The organism is Acidovorax sp. 69 (assembly GCF_002797445.1).
In the GTDB taxonomy this organism is placed as follows: Bacteria; Pseudomonadota; Gammaproteobacteria; order Burkholderiales; family Burkholderiaceae_C; genus Acidovorax.
Map to the genome: position 1 here is coordinate 152,000 of NZ_PGEP01000001.1, position 17,466 is coordinate 169,465.

15 protein-coding genes are annotated in these 17,466 nt (G+C 64.0%); 11 read left to right on the forward strand and 4 right to left on the reverse strand.

From position 1 onward, the window contains the following. Nucleotides 1-138: 138 nt before the first annotated feature. Complete coding sequence (dnaN, locus tag CLU85_RS00690) at nucleotides 139-1,257, reverse strand: DNA polymerase III subunit beta (protein WP_100412297.1); 1,119 nt, start codon at nucleotides 1,255-1,257, stop codon at nucleotides 139-141. Between the two features lie 130 nt (nucleotides 1,258-1,387). Beyond that, nucleotides 1,388-2,812, reverse strand: coding sequence for a chromosomal replication initiator protein DnaA (gene dnaA, locus CLU85_RS00695; protein ID WP_100408608.1), 1,425 nt, complete (start codon nucleotides 2,810-2,812; stop codon nucleotides 1,388-1,390). 430 nt (nucleotides 2,813-3,242) lie between these two features. Between dnaA and rpmH the strand changes: the two genes are divergently transcribed. From rpmH to CLU85_RS00730, 7 genes are all read left to right on the forward strand, one after another. Next, nucleotides 3,243-3,377, forward strand: a complete 135-nt coding sequence (gene rpmH / locus CLU85_RS00700; RefSeq protein ID WP_005798102.1) for a 50S ribosomal protein L34 — start codon at nucleotides 3,243-3,245, stop codon at nucleotides 3,375-3,377. A gap of 63 nt (nucleotides 3,378-3,440) precedes the next feature. Then, on the forward strand, nucleotides 3,441-3,956 hold the full coding sequence (locus CLU85_RS00705) for a ribonuclease P protein component (RefSeq protein ID WP_100408609.1): 516 nt from the start codon (nucleotides 3,441-3,443) through the stop codon (nucleotides 3,954-3,956). Continuing rightward, complete coding sequence (gene yidD / locus CLU85_RS00710) at nucleotides 3,953-4,255, forward strand: membrane protein insertion efficiency factor YidD (RefSeq protein ID WP_100408610.1); 303 nt, start codon at nucleotides 3,953-3,955, stop codon at nucleotides 4,253-4,255. Before CLU85_RS00705 ends, yidD begins: the two co-directional genes overlap by 4 nt. Then, nucleotides 4,252-5,958, forward strand: coding sequence for a membrane protein insertase YidC (gene yidC, locus CLU85_RS00715; RefSeq protein ID WP_100408611.1), 1,707 nt, complete (start codon nucleotides 4,252-4,254; stop codon nucleotides 5,956-5,958). Before yidD ends, yidC begins: the two co-directional genes overlap by 4 nt. A gap of 95 nt (nucleotides 5,959-6,053) precedes the next feature. Continuing rightward, nucleotides 6,054-7,484 (forward strand): tRNA uridine-5-carboxymethylaminomethyl(34) synthesis GTPase MnmE, encoded by a 1,431-nt coding sequence (gene mnmE / locus CLU85_RS00720; RefSeq protein ID WP_100408612.1) that lies wholly within the window; start codon nucleotides 6,054-6,056, stop codon nucleotides 7,482-7,484. Nucleotides 7,485-7,565: 81 nt separating this feature from the next. Beyond that, nucleotides 7,566-8,060, forward strand: a complete 495-nt coding sequence (locus CLU85_RS00725; protein WP_100408613.1) for a Crp/Fnr family transcriptional regulator — start codon at nucleotides 7,566-7,568, stop codon at nucleotides 8,058-8,060. A gap of 110 nt (nucleotides 8,061-8,170) precedes the next feature. Continuing rightward, nucleotides 8,171-9,067 (forward strand): hypothetical protein, encoded by an 897-nt coding sequence (locus CLU85_RS00730; RefSeq protein WP_100408614.1) that lies wholly within the window; start codon nucleotides 8,171-8,173, stop codon nucleotides 9,065-9,067. A 90-nt stretch (nucleotides 9,068-9,157) separates the two neighbouring features. On the opposite strand, the gene CLU85_RS00735 is transcribed toward CLU85_RS00730, so the two are convergent. Further along, nucleotides 9,158-9,712 (reverse strand): adenine phosphoribosyltransferase, encoded by a 555-nt coding sequence (locus CLU85_RS00735; protein ID WP_100408615.1) that lies wholly within the window; start codon nucleotides 9,710-9,712, stop codon nucleotides 9,158-9,160. A 211-nt stretch (nucleotides 9,713-9,923) separates the two neighbouring features. Between CLU85_RS00735 and CLU85_RS00740 the strand changes: the two genes are divergently transcribed. After that, nucleotides 9,924-12,977 carry an EAL domain-containing protein gene (locus CLU85_RS00740; RefSeq protein WP_100408616.1) on the forward strand — a complete coding sequence of 1,018 codons (3,054 nt, stop codon included), beginning with the start codon at nucleotides 9,924-9,926 and terminating at the stop codon, nucleotides 12,975-12,977. Nucleotides 12,978-13,146: 169 nt separating this feature from the next. Here CLU85_RS00740 and CLU85_RS00745 read toward each other — a convergent pair whose 3' ends face one another. Further along, entirely contained in the window at nucleotides 13,147-15,132 is a 1,986-nt protein-coding gene (locus CLU85_RS00745) for a monovalent cation:proton antiporter family protein (protein WP_100412298.1), read from the reverse strand. Between the two features lie 126 nt (nucleotides 15,133-15,258). Here CLU85_RS00745 and CLU85_RS00750 point away from each other — a divergent pair, with 126 nt between their 5' ends. From CLU85_RS00750 to lptC, 3 genes are read left to right on the forward strand one after another with little or no spacing between them, the layout of a single operon-like run. Beyond that, nucleotides 15,259-16,260: an SIS domain-containing protein gene (locus CLU85_RS00750; protein ID WP_100408617.1), complete on the forward strand. Its 1,002-nt coding sequence runs from the start codon at nucleotides 15,259-15,261 to the stop codon at nucleotides 16,258-16,260. Continuing rightward, a complete protein-coding gene (locus CLU85_RS00755; RefSeq protein WP_100408618.1) occupies nucleotides 16,260-16,838 on the forward strand; it encodes an HAD family hydrolase in 579 nt (192 codons plus the stop codon). The genes CLU85_RS00750 and CLU85_RS00755 overlap by 1 nt, the downstream gene beginning before the upstream one ends. Continuing rightward, nucleotides 16,835-17,455 (forward strand): LPS export ABC transporter periplasmic protein LptC, encoded by a 621-nt coding sequence (lptC, locus tag CLU85_RS00760; protein WP_100408619.1) that lies wholly within the window; start codon nucleotides 16,835-16,837, stop codon nucleotides 17,453-17,455. The genes CLU85_RS00755 and lptC overlap by 4 nt, the downstream gene beginning before the upstream one ends. Nucleotides 17,456-17,466 lie beyond the last annotated feature (11 nt).

A 17,466-nucleotide genomic window follows, 5' to 3' on the forward strand; every position in this document is an offset into this window, starting at 1 on the left:
CCTTGGGATCCGTGGAAACCGGGGGTTTCCAAAATATTCAATGGTAAAATTTGGCTCTAGCGCTTATCTGGTAAGCGCTAGCAGCTATCAATACAGTAGTAACTGTGGTCAGTCAGTGCAATGGGGCGGGTGGCCGCCTCAAATGCGCATGGGCATGACCACGTACTTGAAGCTCTCGTTTTCGGGGATGGTCAGCAGCGCAGAGCTGTTGCCGTCCGACAGCTCCACCTTCACCATGTCCTGGCCCATGTTGGCCAGGGCGTCGATGAGGTAGGTCACGTTGAAGCCGATCTCGATGGTGTCGCCACCGTAGTCGATGTCGAGTTCGTCCACGGCTTCTTCCTGCTCGGCGTTGTTCGACGCCACGCGCAGGGTGCCGGGCTCCAGGTTCAGGCGCACGCCCTTGAACTTGTCGCTGGTCATGATGGCGGTGCGCTGCAGGCTGGCCAGCAGCGGCGCGCGGCCCAGGGTGATGCTGTTCTTGTGGTTCTTGGGGATCACGCGGTTGTAATCAGGGAACTTGCCCTCGACCAGCTTGGTCACGAACTCCATGCCGCCAAAGGTGAACTTGGCCTGGTTGTTGGCGAACTGCATCTCGATGTGCGGCTGGTTCTCGCCACCCGCGTCAGACAGCAGGCGCTGCAGCTCGATCACGGTCTTGCGCGGCAGGATGACCTCCTGCTTGGGCACTTCCACATCCAGCGTGGCGCTGGCAAAGGCCAGGCGGTGGCCGTCGGTGGCCACCAGGCTCAGTTGCTTGCCCTCGGCCACGAACAGGATGCCGTTGAGGTAGTAACGGATGTCCTGCACGGCCATCGCAAACGACACCTGGCCCAGCAAGTCCTTCAGCGTTTTTTGTGGCACGGCAAACACGGGGCCGAACGCGGCGGATTCCTGCACCAGCGGGAAGTCTTCGGCGGGAAGGCTTTGCAGCGTGAAACGGCTCTTGCCGCCCTTGAGGATGAGCTTGGACTGGGCCGATTCGAGGCTGACCGTCTGGTCGCCCGGCATGGTGCGCAGGATGTCGATCAACTTGCGCGCGCCCACCGTGGTGGTGAAATCGCCGGTGTCGCCCCCCAGTTCCGCCGTGGTGCGGATCTGGATTTCGAGGTCGCTGGTCGTCAGCTGGAGCGCATTTCCCGTTTTGCGGATCAGCACATTGGCCAGGATGGGCAATGTGTGGCGGCGCTCAACGATGCCGGCCACCGATTGCAGAACCGCGAGAACCTTGTCTTGTGTTGCCTTCAGGACAATCATGTCATCAACCTCTTGTGGTTTTTGGGACGGTGCGTGGACAGCGGCACAGATCATGCCTCCCCCTGCTGCACAACCCGTCATTTTGCCCTTTTACGGAGCGGTTTCTGAACCGGGCATCTACCACCGGTTTTCAGCCTTTCAGGGTTTGCTCCAGCACATGCAATTGCTGGTTCAACTCGGTCAACTGCTGGCGCTCGCCCGAGATCTTGCGCACGGCGTGCAAAACGGTGGTGTGGTCGCGCCCGCCGAACAATTCTCCGATCTCGGGAAGACTCTTTTGAGTCAGTTCCTTGGCCAGGTACATCGCAATCTGGCGCGGGCGGGCAATGCTGGCCGGGCGCTTTTTGCTGTACATGTCGGCGACCTTGATCTTGTAATAGTCGGCCACCGTCTTCTGGATGTTTTCCACAGAAATCTGCCGGTTCTGGATCGACAGCAGGTCGCGCAATGCCTCGCGGGCCAGTTGGATGGAGATTTCCTTCTGGTTGAAACGCGAATACGCCAGGATTTTTCGCAACGCGCCTTCGAGCTCGCGCACGTTGGAGCGCACGTTCTTGGCCACGAAGAAAGCGACTTCCTCGGGCATCTCGGTGCCTTCGACGCGCGCCTTGTTGATCAGAATGGCCACGCGCATCTCGAGCTCGGGCGGCTCGATGGCGACCGTCAGGCCTGAGTCAAAACGCGATACCAGCCGCTCATGGATATTGGCCAGGCCCTTGGGGTAGGTGTCCGACGTCATCACGATGTGCGATTTTTTGGCCAGCAAGGCTTCAAACGCGTTAAAAAATTCTTCCTGTGTGCGATCTTTATTGGCAAAGAACTGCACATCGTCGATCAGCAGCAGGTCCAGGGAGTGATAACGCTCCTTGAATTCATCAAACGTGCGGCGCTGGTAGGCTTTAACCACATCCGACACGAACTGCTCGGCATGGATGTAGAGAACTTTGGCGTCGGGCTTGTCCTGCAACAGGCGGTTACCCACCGCGTGGACCAGGTGGGTTTTGCCCAGGCCGACCCCGCCGTAGATGAACAGGGGGTTGTACAGGTGCCCGGGCATGCCCGCCACGTGCATGGCTGCCGAGCGCGCCATGCGATTGGCTGTGCCCTCCACCAGGGTCTCGAATGTGAGCGCGGCGTTGAGCCGGTTGCGAAACGCGCCTGCGGATGCTTCATCGCTGTTGTTGGACTGCGATTCAGACGGGGCCGCGTTATTGGATGGTTCGGGTGCCGTGGGACGAACGTAAGTGCGGGCCACCGATTCACGCTGAGCAAGCGCTAACTCCAGTGTGACCGGCTGGCCATACAGGCCTTCGAGCAGGGCGGCGATGCGACCCGCGTACTGCGCGCGGATCCAGTCGAGCTTGAAGCGGTTGCCTACCAGCAGAGTGACTTTGGAGAAGTCTTCGGCCACCTGGGCAATCAGGGGCTTGATCCAGGTGTTGAATTGTTGTTCTGGCAGGTCTTGCGCCAGTTGCTCTACGCAGGCTTGCCACAGGCCCTGACCAGCATCTGCACCGGGTGAATGGGAGGGGCTGTGGGTGGGTTCCTCGGTCATTTCTGGGGGGTTCTTGTTGTGGATAGGAGGAGCGGCGCTGGGCGACAGATTGTAGCTTGTCAAGGAGTTATCCACATTTTGCGGGTCACTGTCATCGGGAGATTCCGGGGGGTGGAATGCGGGCACGCTGTGCTGTGAACAGCGCAGACCCTTGGTGGTCGGGCATGCTCCTTGTGCGCTTTGGCGGCCGTGATGGACCCTTCGGGAATGGGTTTCAGATAGGCCTTCCGGTTGAAAGGCATTGCCAGCAAGCAATAAGCCTGCGATAATTTTGGGTTTCCCTGAATGTGTTCAGGGTGATTTGACCCGGCGCGCCGTTATTTCTGCCCCGTGGGTCTGCCTCAGAAGTGCTGTTTTATATGGCGCGGCGGGCGCAGGCTGCAGGGGGTTCAAGAGCAGCATCCGGAACTGAACCTCAAGGAATAGCACCATGAAACGTACTTATCAGCCCTCCAAGACGCGCCGCGCGCGCACCCACGGTTTCCTCGTCCGCATGAAGACCCGCGGTGGCCGTGCCGTTATCAACGCACGCCGCGCCAAGGGCCGCAAGCGTCTGGCCGTCTAAGGCCGTTACGGTCTACGGCCTGCTCCCCGGTTTGTACCGTCAGGTTCCAAACGGGGCGCTTGCATGCACAGGCTAAAAACCCGGCCGCAGTTCCAGGCTGCCATGGCGGGAGGCACTGTCTCCCGCACAGCGCATTTTGCGTTGCACCGCCTGGTGCTGGACGCCGACGGCAGCACTGTTGCCATCCAAGCCACTGGTGTTCCGGTGACGGTTGCACCCACAGGGCCCGGTTCCTTGCCGTCAACGCAAGGGCCGCAGGCCCTGTTTGCCGTACAGGGTGTCTGGCTGGGTGCCATGGTGCCCAAGCGCTGGGCGCGCCGTGCGGTGACGCGCAATGCCATCAAGCGGCAGATATATACCGTGGGCGCCACATTCGAGGCGCGGCTTCCGCAGGCGGCCCATGTCGTGCGGTTGCGCACGGCCTTCGATCGCAAGCAGTTTGTCAGTGCCACGTCCGACCAGCTCAAGCAGGCGGTGCGCGCCGAGCTGCTGCAGCTGTTCGGATACGCCGCTCGGCGGTCTGCCGGTGCGATGGTTCCCCCCACTTCGCTGGCCGCGTCAGAGGCCGTTGCTCCATGATGCAGCGCCTGTTGATCGGTGTGGTCAAGAGCTATCGGCTGTTTCTCAGCCCGTGGCTGGGTTCGGCCTGTCGGTTCGAGCCGACTTGTTCAGCTTATTCGCTGCAGGCGCTGGAACAGCACGGCGCGGCAGCGGGCAGTTATCTCACGGTGCGCAGGCTGGTACGCTGCCACCCTTGGTGTGAGGGGGGCCACGATCCGGTTCCTCCGGGCCTGCAAGACCTGCCGCGCAGCCTGCGGCTTTTCTCACGGCTCCATCCTTCCACCACCCAATCATCCTCACCAAAGAAGTCTTCATGAACGACATTCGCCGCACCATCCTGTGGGTGATTTTTGGCTTTTCCATGGTTTTGCTGTGGGACAAGTGGCAATTGCATAACGGCCACAAGGCCACGTTTTTCCCCACCACGCCAGCCGCGACTGCGCCAGCCGTGACGGGCGGGGCCTCCAGCGCCGCAGGTGCGGCCAGTGTTCCTGCTTCCACCAGCGCACCAGCGGCCCCTGTCGCCCAAGGCGCCTCGGCGGTGCCCGGCCAGCCCGCAGCTGTGGCGGCTGCCGCGCGCGAGCGCATTGAGGTCAAAACCGACTTGTACCGCCTGGTTTTTGACAGCGAGGGTGGCTCGCTCACCCAGGCCGAGCTGCTCAAGCACGCCGACATGACCGACAAGACCCGCAATTTTCTGTTGCTGGACGAGAGCGCACAGCGCGTCTACGTCGCGCAGACGGGTCTGATCGGTGGCACCTTTCCCACCCACAAGACGGTGATGACGGCTGTGCCCGGCCCACGTGAGCTCAAGGATGGACAGGATGAGTTGAGCATCCGCTTCGAATCTCCCAGCCAGGGTGGGGTGAAGCTGGTCAAGACCTGGACCATCAAACGTGGCGTCTACGACATCGCCGTCAAGCACGAGATCGTCAATACTGGCAGCGCAGCCGTGTCGCCCCAGCTGTATCTGCAACTGGTGCGTGATGGCAACAAGCCGCCCGGCGAGTCGTCGTTCTACTCCACCTTCACGGGCCCTGCGGTTTTCACCGAGGCCAAGAAGTACCAGAAGATCGAATTCAAGGACATCGAAAGCGGCAAGGTCGATATCCCCAAGGATTCGCCCAATGGTTATGCGGCCATGGTGCAGCATTATTTTGCGACGGCCTGGTTGCTGGCCGACGGCGTGCCACGCGAGCCTTTCGTCCGCAAAGTGGACACCAACCTGTACTCGGTCGGCATGCTGACCTCGCTGGGCACGATCGAGCCGGGCGCTACCAAGACCCTGGACGCGCGCTTGTTCGCGGGCCCACAGGTCGAGACCATGATGGAAAAACTGTACCCTGGCCTGGAGTTGGTCAAGGATTACGGCTGGCTCACCATCCTGTCCAAGCCGCTGTACTGGCTGCTGGATCAGCTGCACAAGCTGCTGAACAACTGGGGCTGGTCCATCGTCGCTCTGGTGCTGCTGCTGAAGATCATGTTCTATTGGCTCAATGCCAAGGCCTATGCCAGCATGGCCAAGATGAAAGCCATCAACCCCAAGATCACCGAGATGCGTGAGCGGCTGAAGGATAAGCCGCAGCAGATGCAGCAGGAGATGATGCGCATCTACCGCGAGGAGAAGGTCAACCCCATGGGTGGCTGTTTCCCCATCATGATCCAGATTCCGGTGTTCATTGCCTTGTACTGGGTGTTGCTGTCCAGCGTGGAAATGCGCAACGCACCCTGGATCGGCTGGATTCATGACCTGTCCGCACCCGATCCGTTCTTCATCCTGCCCTTGTTGATGACGGCCAGCTCGCTGCTGCAGACCGCGCTGAACCCCGCGCCGCCAGACCCGATGCAGGCCAAGATGATGTGGTTCATGCCGCTGATCTTCAGCGTGATGTTCTTCTTCTTCCCGGCCGGCCTGGTGCTGTACTGGCTGACCAACAACATCTTGTCGATTGCACAGCAGTGGCTGATCAACACCCGCATGGGCGTGCCACCGCAGTTCAACCTGCCCAGTTTCAAGTGATGCGCCAGCGGCAACGCTGACACTACTCCTGAACTGAATCCCCAAAAGGCCGCGCAAGCGGCCTTTTTTCTGACCACCCTGTAAAGTGCCTGCCCATGCTTGCCCGCCACCACGACCCCATCGTTGCCATCGCCACAGCTCCGGGGCGCGGGGCTGTCGGCATCGTTCGGGTCTCTGGCCGCTCCATCGGGGCGCTGGTGCAAGCCCTCTGTGGGCGGGCGCTGAAAGCGCGCGAGGCCACGTACCTGCCCTTTCGTGATGTGCAGGGCCAGGCCATCGACCAGGGTCTTGCCTTGTATTTCCCGGGCCCGCACAGCTACACCGGCGAGGACGTGCTGGAACTGCAGGCCCATGGCGGCCCCGTGGTGTTGCAGCTGCTGCTGGCACGCTGCCTGGAGGCGGGCGCCGCCACCGATGGTGCCACGGGCCAGCCCTGCCTGCCGGGCCTGCGGGTGGCGCAGCCGGGGGAATTCACCGAGCGCGCATTCCTGAACGACAAGATCGACCTGGCCCAGGCCGAGGCGATTGCCGACCTGATCGACGCCAGCACCGAGGCGGCAGCCCGCAGCGCCAGCCGCTCATTGACGGGGGCTTTCTCCACAGAGATTCACGGACTGCGCGATGCCCTTGTCCACCTGCGCATGCTGGTGGAGGCCACGCTCGATTTTCCTGAAGAGGAAATCGACTTTCTGCGCAAGGCAGACGCGCATGGACAGCTCTTGAAATTGCAGCAAACACTGGCCTCGGTGATGCAGCGCGCGCGCCAGGGCGTACTGCTGCGCGAGGGCATCAAGGTCGTCATTGCCGGCCAGCCCAATGCGGGCAAAAGCTCGCTGCTCAACGCGCTGGCGGGGGCCGAGCTGGCCATCGTCACACCCATTGCCGGCACCACGCGCGACAAGGTGCAACAGACCATTCAGATCGAAGGCGTTCCCCTGCACATCATCGATACGGCAGGCCTGCGCGACAGCGACGACGAGGTCGAGCGCATCGGCATCGCCCGGGCCTGGGACGAGATTGCGGGAGCCGATGCCGTGCTCTTTCTGCACGACCTGTCACGCCAGAGTGCTCCTGAATATGTAGCTGCTGACGCAGATATAGAAAGCGCATTGGCGCAAAAACTGCCTTCAAACATTCCCGTGATCGATGTCTGGAACAAGCTGGACTGCGCCACCGGTACGGCAGCACCCTCCGGCCCTGGGGGTACAGAACGCCCCGCCGTGCACCTGTCGGCACGCACTGGCCAGGGGCTGGATGGCCTGCGGCGCCTGCTGCTGGAGGTGGCGGGCTGGCAGTCGGCGCCCGAAGGCGTGTACATCGCCCGCGCCCGCCATGTGGAGGCGCTGCAGGCGGTGTCCGCCCACCTGCAGGAGTCCTTTGACCAGTTGCAGGCCCGAAACCCGGCGCTGGATCTGCTGGCCGAGGAGTTGCGCCTGGCGCAGAACGCGCTGAACGCCATCACCGGAGAGTTCACCTCGGATGACCTGCTGGGCGTCATCTTCTCCAGCTTCTGTATCGGCAAATAGCGACCGTTGGTCGTCTTATGTTGTAAACGGACGTAAACAGCGCTTGTGCCTGATCTGTAACAACGTTACTTTCGGTGGACCATGAATGTTTCCACGACTGTGACCCCCTCCAAGGTAGACCTGAAAGGTCTGATTGACGCCATTGCGCAGACCACGGCGGAGGACAGCATGACCAACCCGCTGACTCCCGCGCAATGGGAGGTGTTGTCGTCTTACCTGCTGCCCGTGGTGATGCCTGCCGGGCAGGTGCTTTTCACCCAGGGAGCCACGGACCGCACCTTGTATCTGGTCGAAAGCGGCAGTTTGAGCGTGCATTACCAGGATGAAAAGGAACGCTTGCGTCTGGCCATCGTGGGCGCCGGGTCTGTGGTGGGCGAAGGCGCATTCTTTTCACACCGTGTACGCAGCGCCACGGTCCAAGCCAGCGCACCTTCCAAGCTGTGGAGCCTGACGGCCATCCGCTTCACCGAGCTGACCAATCGCCAGCCTGCCATCGCCCTGGGTCTGGCCATGGCTGCAGGTGCGGTGCTGGCCAAGCGCCTGGGCAACCGCCGTCGCCGCGTTGCAGCCACCTGACAGGTGCGGCGGGTTGATGGCCCCCCGGGCTTTTTCGGGGGCTTTGGGCTTGTGGTGCGCTGTACACTCGATTGGGATTTTGTCCAGGCACCGTTCGAAGAAAGCAAGCCATGTCCCTGTTCAGCTGGTTCAGCCGCAAACCCGCCTCTCCCAAGCCACGACCAGCGGCCGAACCATCCGGCTTGCTGAATGCCGATGCCACCGTGCCGCTCAATCCGGGCCGTCTGGGCAAACCGTTGGTGGAGCCACTGCCGCCCGAACATGCCGCCAATCGCAAGAACGAGCGCATGGAACGCCGCGAGTTGCTGTACACCGTGGTACGCGACGCGATGGTGCGTGCCGGTGTGCTCTCGGCCAGTTACAAATTCAAGGTGCTGTCGCTGGACCAGCGGGGGCGCCAGTTTCTGGTGATGATGGATCTGGCGCGCGAATTTGGGGGCGAAACCGTCCGGCTGAGCGAAATCGAAGCGTTGATCGCCCAGACGGCCAAGGCCCGATACGACATCCTGGTGACCGCTGTCTATTGGCGCATCAATGACCATGTGGCCGTTGGTATTCCCCAGAAGGGCGTCGCGCCCCTGGGGGCTGGACTGCCTGTGGCAGCAGCGCCCGTGGCGGTCAAGCGCCCGCCAGCGGTTGCGGCTCCCGCACCCGTAGCCCCTTTGCGCTCTGCGGCACCTGTTGTGGCTGCTGCCCCCATACGGCCCCCAGTGGCCCCAGCTGTGGCACCGGCGCCCTTGGTCGCGCCCGCTCCTTTGGCTGCCCAACGCCCCGCCTCGCGTTTCGAGCCGATTGAAGCGGACGAGGTAGCGGCTTTCAAGCGCGCGTTGGCCAATGCGGGGGGCGCCACGGCCACCCCTGCAGCGGCCGCAAGGCCCGGTGTCCCGGTGCGATCAGGGCCTCTGTTGCCACCGTCCCAGCCCACGGGTTTTGAAGACACAGAAATGCCCGGTGCCGATGGCCCCGCACCCGATCTGAGCAGTACCCAGTACGGCGAGTTGAACTGATCTTCCCCGGCCGCGTGGGCTGCCAAGCCCTCCCTGTGGAGGGCTTTTTTTTGCACAGGGTGCCACAGGCGCCGCGATGGGCGCCAGGCCCTAGTGTCCCGCGAAATCCACCAAGGTGAACAGCGGGAGCCCCGAATCGCGCAGGCGTTGCGAGCCGCCCAGTTCTGGCAAATCCACAATCGCGGCCCCCTCGGTGACGGTGGCACCCAGCTTTTCGAGCAACTTCTTGCCTGCCATCATGGTGCCGCCCGTCGCAATCAGATCGTCGATCAGCAAGACCCGGTCGCCCGCCTTCACGGCATCTGTGTGCAGCTCCACCGTGGCGCTGCCATATTCGAGTTCATAGGTTTCCTCAACCGTGGTGAAGGGCAGTTTGCCTTTCTTGCGGATGGGCACAAACCCCACGTTCAGTTCGTAGGCCACCACGGCGCCCAGAATGAAGCCACGCGCGTCCAGACCCGCCACTACATCGGGGCGAAGGGCCTTGTCCATATAGCGGTGCACAAAGGCGTCGATCAACACGCGAAACACCTTGGGGTCTTGCAGCAGCGGTGTGATGTCGCGGAACTGCACACCCGGCGCAGGCCAGTCGGGGACGGTACGGATGTGCTGGCGAAGATAGTCGTTGACGCTGAGTGGCTGCATGGGAGGTGGGTTGCAAGGTAGACAAAAAGAGCCTGTGGTGGCTCGGGCAGGGCGCCGCAGGCGCGGCCGGTGCAGGAGTGTAAACAGCCTGCCTTGCGCGCATCCAGGCGCCCCAAAGTGCCGTCACCTGCCCCCATAATGTTTCACTGTTGTTACACCCCACTGCGCGGCCGGTTTTCTGGCGGTAGCTTCATCCATCGAAGATTGGCCTATGCCCATCTCAGTCCTGCTGATCGAAAGCGATCCTCACCACGCGCAAGCCGTGGTGGGTGCGCTGGCAGACCCGTGGTCGGGCTGGCGGGTGGACGTCTCTGTGTCGCTGGCCGATGCAAGTGCGTATCTGGCGGTCCATCGGCCTGACATTGTGCTGGCGGCGCAAAGCACCATGGGGGGTTCCGCCTTCGACCTGCTGCCGCTGCTCGACGGCGTGCCTGCCATCATCGTCGTGCGCATGGGGGCAGAAACCCATGCCGCCCAGGCCATGCGCCACGGCTTTGACGATTTCACGGTGCAAGACCCCTCGCTGGACTATCTGCTCACGGTGCCTGCGCAGATTGAGGCGGTGCTGGAGCGCAGCTCCAGCCTGCGGGCCCGGCGCGCAGCGGAGGCCATGCTGACACGCCAGCACCGGCTGCTGCAGGCCATCTCGCGCGCCCAGGCGATGTTCATAGCCAGCTCCGGCCCCCGCGCCGCGTTCGAGGCGCTGCTGGAAGAGCTGATGTCCCTGACGCAGAGCGCTTTTGGCCTGGTGGGCCAGGTACAGCGCGCGGACGACGGGCACCCTTATCTGCGCGTTCATGCCATGACCGACATCAGCTGGGACACGGCCTCCCGCGAGCGTTATGCACAACACGCCGAGGCCGGCATGGTGTTCGACAACCTGCGCTCGCTGGTGGGCGCAGCCCTGGTGTCGGGCGAGCCCGTCATCAGCAACGACGCCCACCATGATGTCCGGGGGGTTGGCACACCACCGGGGCACCCCACACTGCGCACCTACCTGGGGTTGCCCATTCATGCGGCGGGCGAATTGGTGGCCATGGTGGGCCTTGCCAACCGCAGCGAGGGGTACTCGCTGGCCGACGTGCAATTCCTGCAGCCCTTGCTCAACACCGTGGGACAACTGGAGATGGCCCGGCGCGCCGCGCTGGCCCGCAGCGCCGTGGAGACCGAACTGGCGCACACCAGCGCCCTGCTGGCCGAAAAGACCCAGGCACTGGAGGTCACCTTGGCCAGCGTGTCCCAGGGCATCACCAATGTCGATGCCGAAGGGCGCATCCGGGTCTACAACCGGCGTTACCTGGAGCTGCTGGATCTGCCTGAGCCCCTGTTGGCCACACAGCCCAAGGTGGAAGAGGTGGTGCGTTTCCAGACCGAGCGGGGGGATTTTGGCCCGGGGTTCCAGCTCATCGAGCCCATGGCGCGCAACTACGTGGCTGCGGAATACGCGGCCCACGGCGGGCTTCTCTCCATGCCTGACACTTATGTGCGGCGCACACACACGGGTCGCTATATCGAAGTGCGCACCTGCACCCTGGAGCCCGGTGGGCGCGTTCGCACTTTCACGGATGTCACCGATTACCTGAGCACTCTGGAGGCCCTGCGCCTGAGCGAGGCCCGCTGGCGCAGCCTCACGCAGCTGTCGTCGGACTGGTACTGGGAGCAGGATGCGCAGTTCCGCTTTGTGCGGCTGGACGGCAATCCCCACCACGCGACCGGCGTGCCCGACGAAATGCACTACGGCTTGGCCCGTTGGGAGCTGCCCGACACCTTTGTGAAAGAGGGCCAGTGGCGCGACCACCGCGCGCAACTGGAGGCACACCAGGTATTCCACGACTTCGAGATGCAGCGGCTGACCCGGGAGGGCAAACCTGTCTGGGTGTCGATCAGCGGCGAACCGATCTTTGATGCGGAAGGCGATTTCACTGGCTACCGGGGTGTGGCGCGTGACATCACCGAGCGCAAACTGGCCGAGGCCGAGATCCAGCGCCTGGCGTTCTACGACGAACTCACCGGCCTGCCCAACCGGCGGCTGTTGATGGACCGGCTGGAGCGTGCGGTGAGCGTCAGCACCCGTGAAGGCAGCCGGGGGGCTTTGTTGTTCTTGGATCTTGACAACTTCAAGGGCATCAACGACACCATGGGCCACGAGTGGGGAGACCGGCTCCTGGTGCAGGTGGGCGGCCGGGTGAGTGCCAGTGTGCGCGCTACCGACACCGTGGCGCGCCTGGGAGGTGACGAGTTCGTGGTGGTGGTTCAGGGCCTGCACGCCGAGGAAGCCGAGGCCGCCGTCGAAGCCGAGGCGGTGGCGCAGAAGGTGTTGGTGGCGCTGAACCAGCCCTACCAGGTGGAAGGCTGCGAGATGCACAGCACGCCCAGCATCGGCATCGCCCTGTTCCAGGACGCGCATCAGCCAGTGCAGGAGTTGCTCAAGCGTGCCGACCTGGCCATGTACCAGGCCAAGGCACAGGGGCGCAACACGCTGTGCTTTTTTGACCCCGCCATGCAGGCGGCGGCATCCGCGCGCTCTGCCCTGGAAGGCGATATCCGGCAGGGCATCCTGCGCAACGAGTTCTTGCTGCACTACCAGCCCGTGGTGGATGAGGCTGGCCAGTTGCTGGGTGCTGAAGCCCTGGTGCGCTGGAACCATCCACAGCGCGGCATGGTGTCGCCTGCAGACTTTATCCCGCTGGCCGAGCAGACGGGGCTCATCCTGCCCCTGGGCCGGCAGGTGCTGGCCATGGCCTGCAGCCAGTTGGCGCAGTGGGCCGTCCACCCGTCAGCCGCCAGCTGGAGCCTGGCCGTGAACGTGAGTGCGCAAGAGTTCCGGCAGCCCGATTTTGTGCAAGACGTACTCACCGTGCTGCGCGAGTCGGGGGCCGACGCGCGGCGGCTCAAGCTGGAACTCACGGAAAGCCTGCTGCTTCACGATGTGGAGGACAGCATCCTCAAGATGCAGGCCCTGCGCACGCTGGGGGTAGGCTTTTCGCTCGATGATTTTGGCACCGGCTATTCCTCGCTCTCGTACCTCAAGCGCCTGCCGCTGGACCAGCTCAAGATCGACCAGAGTTTTGTGCGCGATGTGCTCACCGACCCCAACGACGCCACCATTGCCTGCACCATCATCACGCTGGCGCGCAGTCTGGGCCTGGACGTGGTGGCCGAGGGGGTGGAGACGGAAGGCCAGCGCGCGTTCTTGCTGCGCAACGGTTGCCGCCAGTTCCAGGGCTACCTGTTCGGGCGGCCCGGGCCTGCAGAGCTGCTGTAAATTGCTATTAAAAATATAGCTTTTCGCGCATATTGCAAAAGGGCGGATTCAAGTCCAAGCGCTAGCAGTCAATTTCATTCAAATTGGGCGCTGACCTGTGCAAAGGCACGCCCTGGGCAAGAGATGCCAAGCCAGTGTCGCCCCGCAGCGCCTGGGGGGATGGACTGTGCTACCCCCGCAGCAGCTTGTCTTCCGCCAATGTCAGTGCCGCAGGGTGTCCCGAGAGCACCAGCGTGTCGCCTTCGGCCAGCAGGGCTTCGTCCACGGCTGCGCTCACGTGGCCGTTGCCACGCCGCAGGTTCACCACGCGCACGCCCATGGCGGGCAGGGCCAGCTGGCCCAGGCTGCGGCCCAGCGCCGTGGAGCCTGGTGGCAGGTTGAGGGTGGACAGGCGCTCCTGGTCGCGTTCGTTCACGGTGTCGTCGTCTGCGCCGTGGAAGTAACCGCGCAGCAGGTTGTAGCGCGCGTCGCGCTGGTCTTGCACCAGTCGCAGCACGCGGCGCATGGGCACGCCCACCAGCGCCAGCGCATGGCTGGCCAGCATGAGCGAGCCCTCGATGGCCTCGGGCACGACCTCGGTGGCACCGGCCTCTTGCAGCTTGTCCAGGTACAGGTCGTCCTGGGTGCGCACCACCACCGGCACGTGCGGCGCGTGCGAGCGCGCGTTGGCCAGCACCTTGAGGGCCGCGGGCACATCGATGTAGGTGATCGCCACCGCGCTGGCGCGCACCAGGCCGGCCGCCATCAAGGCCTGCAGGCGGGTGGCGTCGCCATACACCACCGAATCCCCGGCGGCGGCGGCCTGGCGCACGCGGTCGGGGTCCAGGTCCAGCGCCATGTAGGGGATGCCTTCGTGCTCCAGCATGCGCGCCAGGTTCTGCCCGCAGCGGCCATAGCCGCAGATGATCACGTGTTTGCTGGTGTTGATGGACTTGCGCGCGATGGACGTCATCTGCAGCGACTGTTGCAGCCAGTCGCTGGCCACCAGCTTCATCACGATGCGGTTGCTGTACATGATGAGGAAGGGCGTGGCCAGCATCGACAGCACCATCGCCGCGAGGATGGGGTTCATCAGCGCCGGTTGCACCAGCCCGTTGGCCTGAGTGAGCGACAGCAGCACAAAACCGAACTCGCCCGCCTGGGCCAGGTACAGCCCGGTGCGCAGCGCCACGCCGGTGGTGGCGCCCATGCCCCGCGCCAGCACCAGGATGAGCCCCAGCTTGAGCACCAGCGGCACCGTGAGCAGCATCAGCACCAGCGCCCAGCGGTCCACCAGGATGTGCCAGTCCAGCATCATGCCGATGGTGATGAAGAACAGCCCCAGCAGCACGTCATGAAAGGGCCGGATGTCCGTGCCCACCTGATGGCGGTATTCGGTCTCAGACACCAGCACGCCCGCAATGAAGGCGCCCAGCGCCAGGCTCAACCCCGCCAGTTCGGTCAGCCAGGCCAGGCCCAGCGTGATCAGCAGCAGGTTCAGCATGAACAACTCATCACTTTTGCGGCGGGCCACCAGCGTGAGCCACCAGCGCATGAACCGTTGCCCGCCCGTGAGCAACAGACCCACCAGCACGGTGGCCTTGAGGAGCGCCCAGCCCAGGGAGGTCAGCAACTGGTCGGGTGACGACCCCAAAGCGGGAATCAGCACCAGCAGTGGCACCACGGCCAGGTCCTGAAACAGCAGGATGCCCATCACGCGCCGGCCATGTTCACTCTCCAGCTCGGCCCGCTCGGCCATGAGCTTCACGACAATGGCCGTGCTGCTCATGGCCATGACGCCCGACAACGCCAGCGCCGTCTGCCAACCCATGTCCCACACCCCGCCCGCCCAATGCGACAGCACCAGTGCCAGCCCGGAGACCACCGCCATGGTCAGCACCACCTGCATCAAGCCCAGGCCGAACACCTGCTTGCGCATGGCCCGCAGTTTGGGCAGGCTGAACTCCAGCCCGATGGCAAACATCAGAAACACCACACCAAACTCGCCCAGGTGCCGCACACCCTCGGAGTTTTGCGCCAGCGCCAGCGCGTGGGGGCCGATGAGCACGCCTGCGGCCAGATAACCCAGCATGGGCGGCAATTTGAGGCTTCGGCAAGTGACCACGCCCAGCACTGCGGCCAACAGGTAAAGCAGGGTGAGGGCGAGAGAGGACATGGGTTCGATGCTATCCGAGCCTTGCGGGCCGGGCACGGCCTTTTCTGCTGGAGATGCACGGACCATGCCAGAGGGCATCGCCCACGGCAGCACCCAGCCCGCATGCCCGGTCGATAGAATCCCTGGATGACCCCCGCCCCCACCGCGCTGCCCCCTTTTGATGCTGATCAGGCCCTGCGTCTGGCCCGCGAGACCTTCCATATCGAGGCGGAGGCCCTGACCGGCCTGGCGACCCGCATCGATGGCGTGTTTGCCCAGGCGGTACAGATGGTGTTGTTGGCCCGTGGCCGGGTGGTGGTCATGGGCATGGGTAAAAGTGGCCATGTCGGCCGCAAGATCGCTGCGACCCTCGCGTCCACCGGCACGCCCGCCTTTTTTGTGCACCCCGCAGAAGCCAGCCACGGCGACCTGGGCATGGTCACAGGCGACGACCTGGTGCTGGCCATCTCCAACAGCGGCGAAAGCGGTGAACTCACGGCCATCCTGCCGGTACTCAAACGCCTGGGTGCCCCGTTGATCGCTATGACGGGCGGAGTGTTGTCCACACTCGCCCGCCATGCTGACCTGGTGCTCGATTGCAGCGTGGCACGCGAAGCCTGTCCCCTGAACCTGGCTCCCACGGCCAGCACGACGGCACAGCTGGCCATGGGCGATGCGCTCGCCGTGGCGCTGCTCGATGCCCGGGGGTTCCGACCCGAGGACTTTGCCCGCTCCCACCCCGGCGGGGCGCTCGGGCGCAAGCTGCTCACCCACGTGAGTGATGTCATGCGCACGGGCGCCGAGGTCCCCCGTGTCGCTCCCCATGCGTCTTTCAGCGATCTCATGCGCGAGATGAGCGCCAAGGGCCTGGGGGCATCTGCCATCGTGGATGCAGCAGGTGTGGTGCTTGGCATCTTCACTGACGGCGATCTGCGCCGTCGCATCGAGGCGGGCGCCGACCTGCGCACTGCCACGGCCGATCAGGTCATGCACACCCAGCCGCGCCGCATCGCGCCCGATGCACTGGCCGTAGACGCCGCCGAGATGATGGAGGCGCACTCCATCACCAGCGTGCTGGTGGTGGACACGGCGGGCATTCTGACCGGCGTAGTGCATATCGGCGACCTCATGCGCGCCAAGGTGATCTGATGGTGCTGGATCCCTTGACCCACTTGCCCGACGGTGCCCCTGCCCTGCAGATTGACCCTGAGCTGCTGTTGCGCGCCCAGGGCGTGCGTGTGGCCTTCTTCGATGTGGACGGTGTGCTCACCGACGGCGGCCTGTATTTCAGCGAATCGGGCGAAACCCTCAAGCGTTTCAACACCCTGGACGGCCACGGTCTCAAGCTGCTGCAAAAGGCGGGCATCACCCCGGCCGTGATCACGGGTCGCGACTCCGCACCGCTGCGCCTGCGTCTGAAGGCCCTGGGCGTGGAGCATGCGGTGTTCGGCACCGAGGACAAGCGCCCTGCGGCGGAGCAGATCCTGGCCACGCTGGGGCTGACCTGGGCCCAGGCTGCTGCCATGGGCGACGACTGGCCCGACCTGCCCGTGATGCGACGCAGTGCCTTCGCCTGTGCCCCCGCCAATGCCCAGACCGAGGTGCGGCACGCAGCCCACTTTGTCACCCAGGCGCGCGGTGGAGAAGGCGCGGCGCGTGAGCTGTGTGACCTGTTGCTGGTGGCGACGGGCCGCTATGCCGCCCTGCTGGCGGACTACACCACATGATCCGCGTGTTGCGACAGGGCTGGGAGCAGCTCTCGATCTACCTGCCCGTGGTGTTGATGGGCCTGCTGGCGCTGGGCACCTGGTGGCTGGTGCGCAATGCGCCCATGCCCCAGTTGCCCGCCATCGATCGCCCCATCAAGCACCAGCCGGACTACTTCATGAAGAACTTTTCTGTGAAGAGTTTTGATGCCACGGGCCGCCTTCAAAGCGAGGTGCTGGGCATCGAGGCGCGGCACTACCCCGACACAGACACGCTGGAGATCGACCAGGTCCGCATGCGCTCGGTCAGCCTCGATGGCCGCCTCACGGTGGCCACGGCCAACCGCGCCCTGAGCAATGCCGATGGCTCGGAAGTCCAGTTGTTCGGCAACGCCATCGTGACCCGCGAGCCCCTGCCCGCGAAGCCGGGGGCATTGGCGCAGCCCCGCATGGAGTTCCGTGGCGAATTCCTGCACGCATTTCCCAATACCGAACGCGTGCGCTCAGACCAGCCCGTCACGCTCACGCGGGGCAACGACCGTTTCACGGCCGACGGCATGGAGTACGACAACCTCGCTCAGGTGCTGCAATTGCGCGGGCGTGTGCGCGGCATGATCCTGCCGGGCGCCGTCAAGTAAGCCGTGTCCCT

Excerpts from the sequence above, each read along its gene's own strand:
- dnaN (WP_100412297.1), bottom strand. The coding sequence starts at position 1,257 with ATGATTGTCCTGAAGGCAACACAAGACAAGGTTCTCGCGGTTCTGCAA.
- dnaA (WP_100408608.1), bottom strand. The coding sequence starts at position 2,812 with ATGACCGAGGAACCCACCCACAGCCCCTCCCATTCACCCGGTGCAGAT.
- rpmH (WP_005798102.1), top strand. The coding sequence starts at position 3,243 with ATGAAACGTACTTATCAGCCCTCCAAGACGCGCCGCGCGCGCACCCAC.
- CLU85_RS00705 (WP_100408609.1), top strand. The coding sequence starts at position 3,441 with ATGCACAGGCTAAAAACCCGGCCGCAGTTCCAGGCTGCCATGGCGGGA.
- yidD (WP_100408610.1), top strand. The coding sequence starts at position 3,953 with ATGATGCAGCGCCTGTTGATCGGTGTGGTCAAGAGCTATCGGCTGTTT.
- yidC (WP_100408611.1), top strand. The coding sequence starts at position 4,252 with ATGAACGACATTCGCCGCACCATCCTGTGGGTGATTTTTGGCTTTTCC.
- mnmE (WP_100408612.1), top strand. The coding sequence starts at position 6,054 with ATGCTTGCCCGCCACCACGACCCCATCGTTGCCATCGCCACAGCTCCG.
- CLU85_RS00725 (WP_100408613.1), top strand. The coding sequence starts at position 7,566 with ATGAATGTTTCCACGACTGTGACCCCCTCCAAGGTAGACCTGAAAGGT.
- CLU85_RS00730 (WP_100408614.1), top strand. The coding sequence starts at position 8,171 with ATGTCCCTGTTCAGCTGGTTCAGCCGCAAACCCGCCTCTCCCAAGCCA.
- CLU85_RS00735 (WP_100408615.1), bottom strand. The coding sequence starts at position 9,712 with ATGCAGCCACTCAGCGTCAACGACTATCTTCGCCAGCACATCCGTACC.
- CLU85_RS00740 (WP_100408616.1), top strand. The coding sequence starts at position 9,924 with ATGCCCATCTCAGTCCTGCTGATCGAAAGCGATCCTCACCACGCGCAA.
- CLU85_RS00745 (WP_100412298.1), bottom strand. The coding sequence starts at position 15,132 with ATGTCCTCTCTCGCCCTCACCCTGCTTTACCTGTTGGCCGCAGTGCTG.
- CLU85_RS00750 (WP_100408617.1), top strand. The coding sequence starts at position 15,259 with ATGACCCCCGCCCCCACCGCGCTGCCCCCTTTTGATGCTGATCAGGCC.
- CLU85_RS00755 (WP_100408618.1), top strand. The coding sequence starts at position 16,260 with ATGGTGCTGGATCCCTTGACCCACTTGCCCGACGGTGCCCCTGCCCTG.
- lptC (WP_100408619.1), top strand. The coding sequence starts at position 16,835 with ATGATCCGCGTGTTGCGACAGGGCTGGGAGCAGCTCTCGATCTACCTG.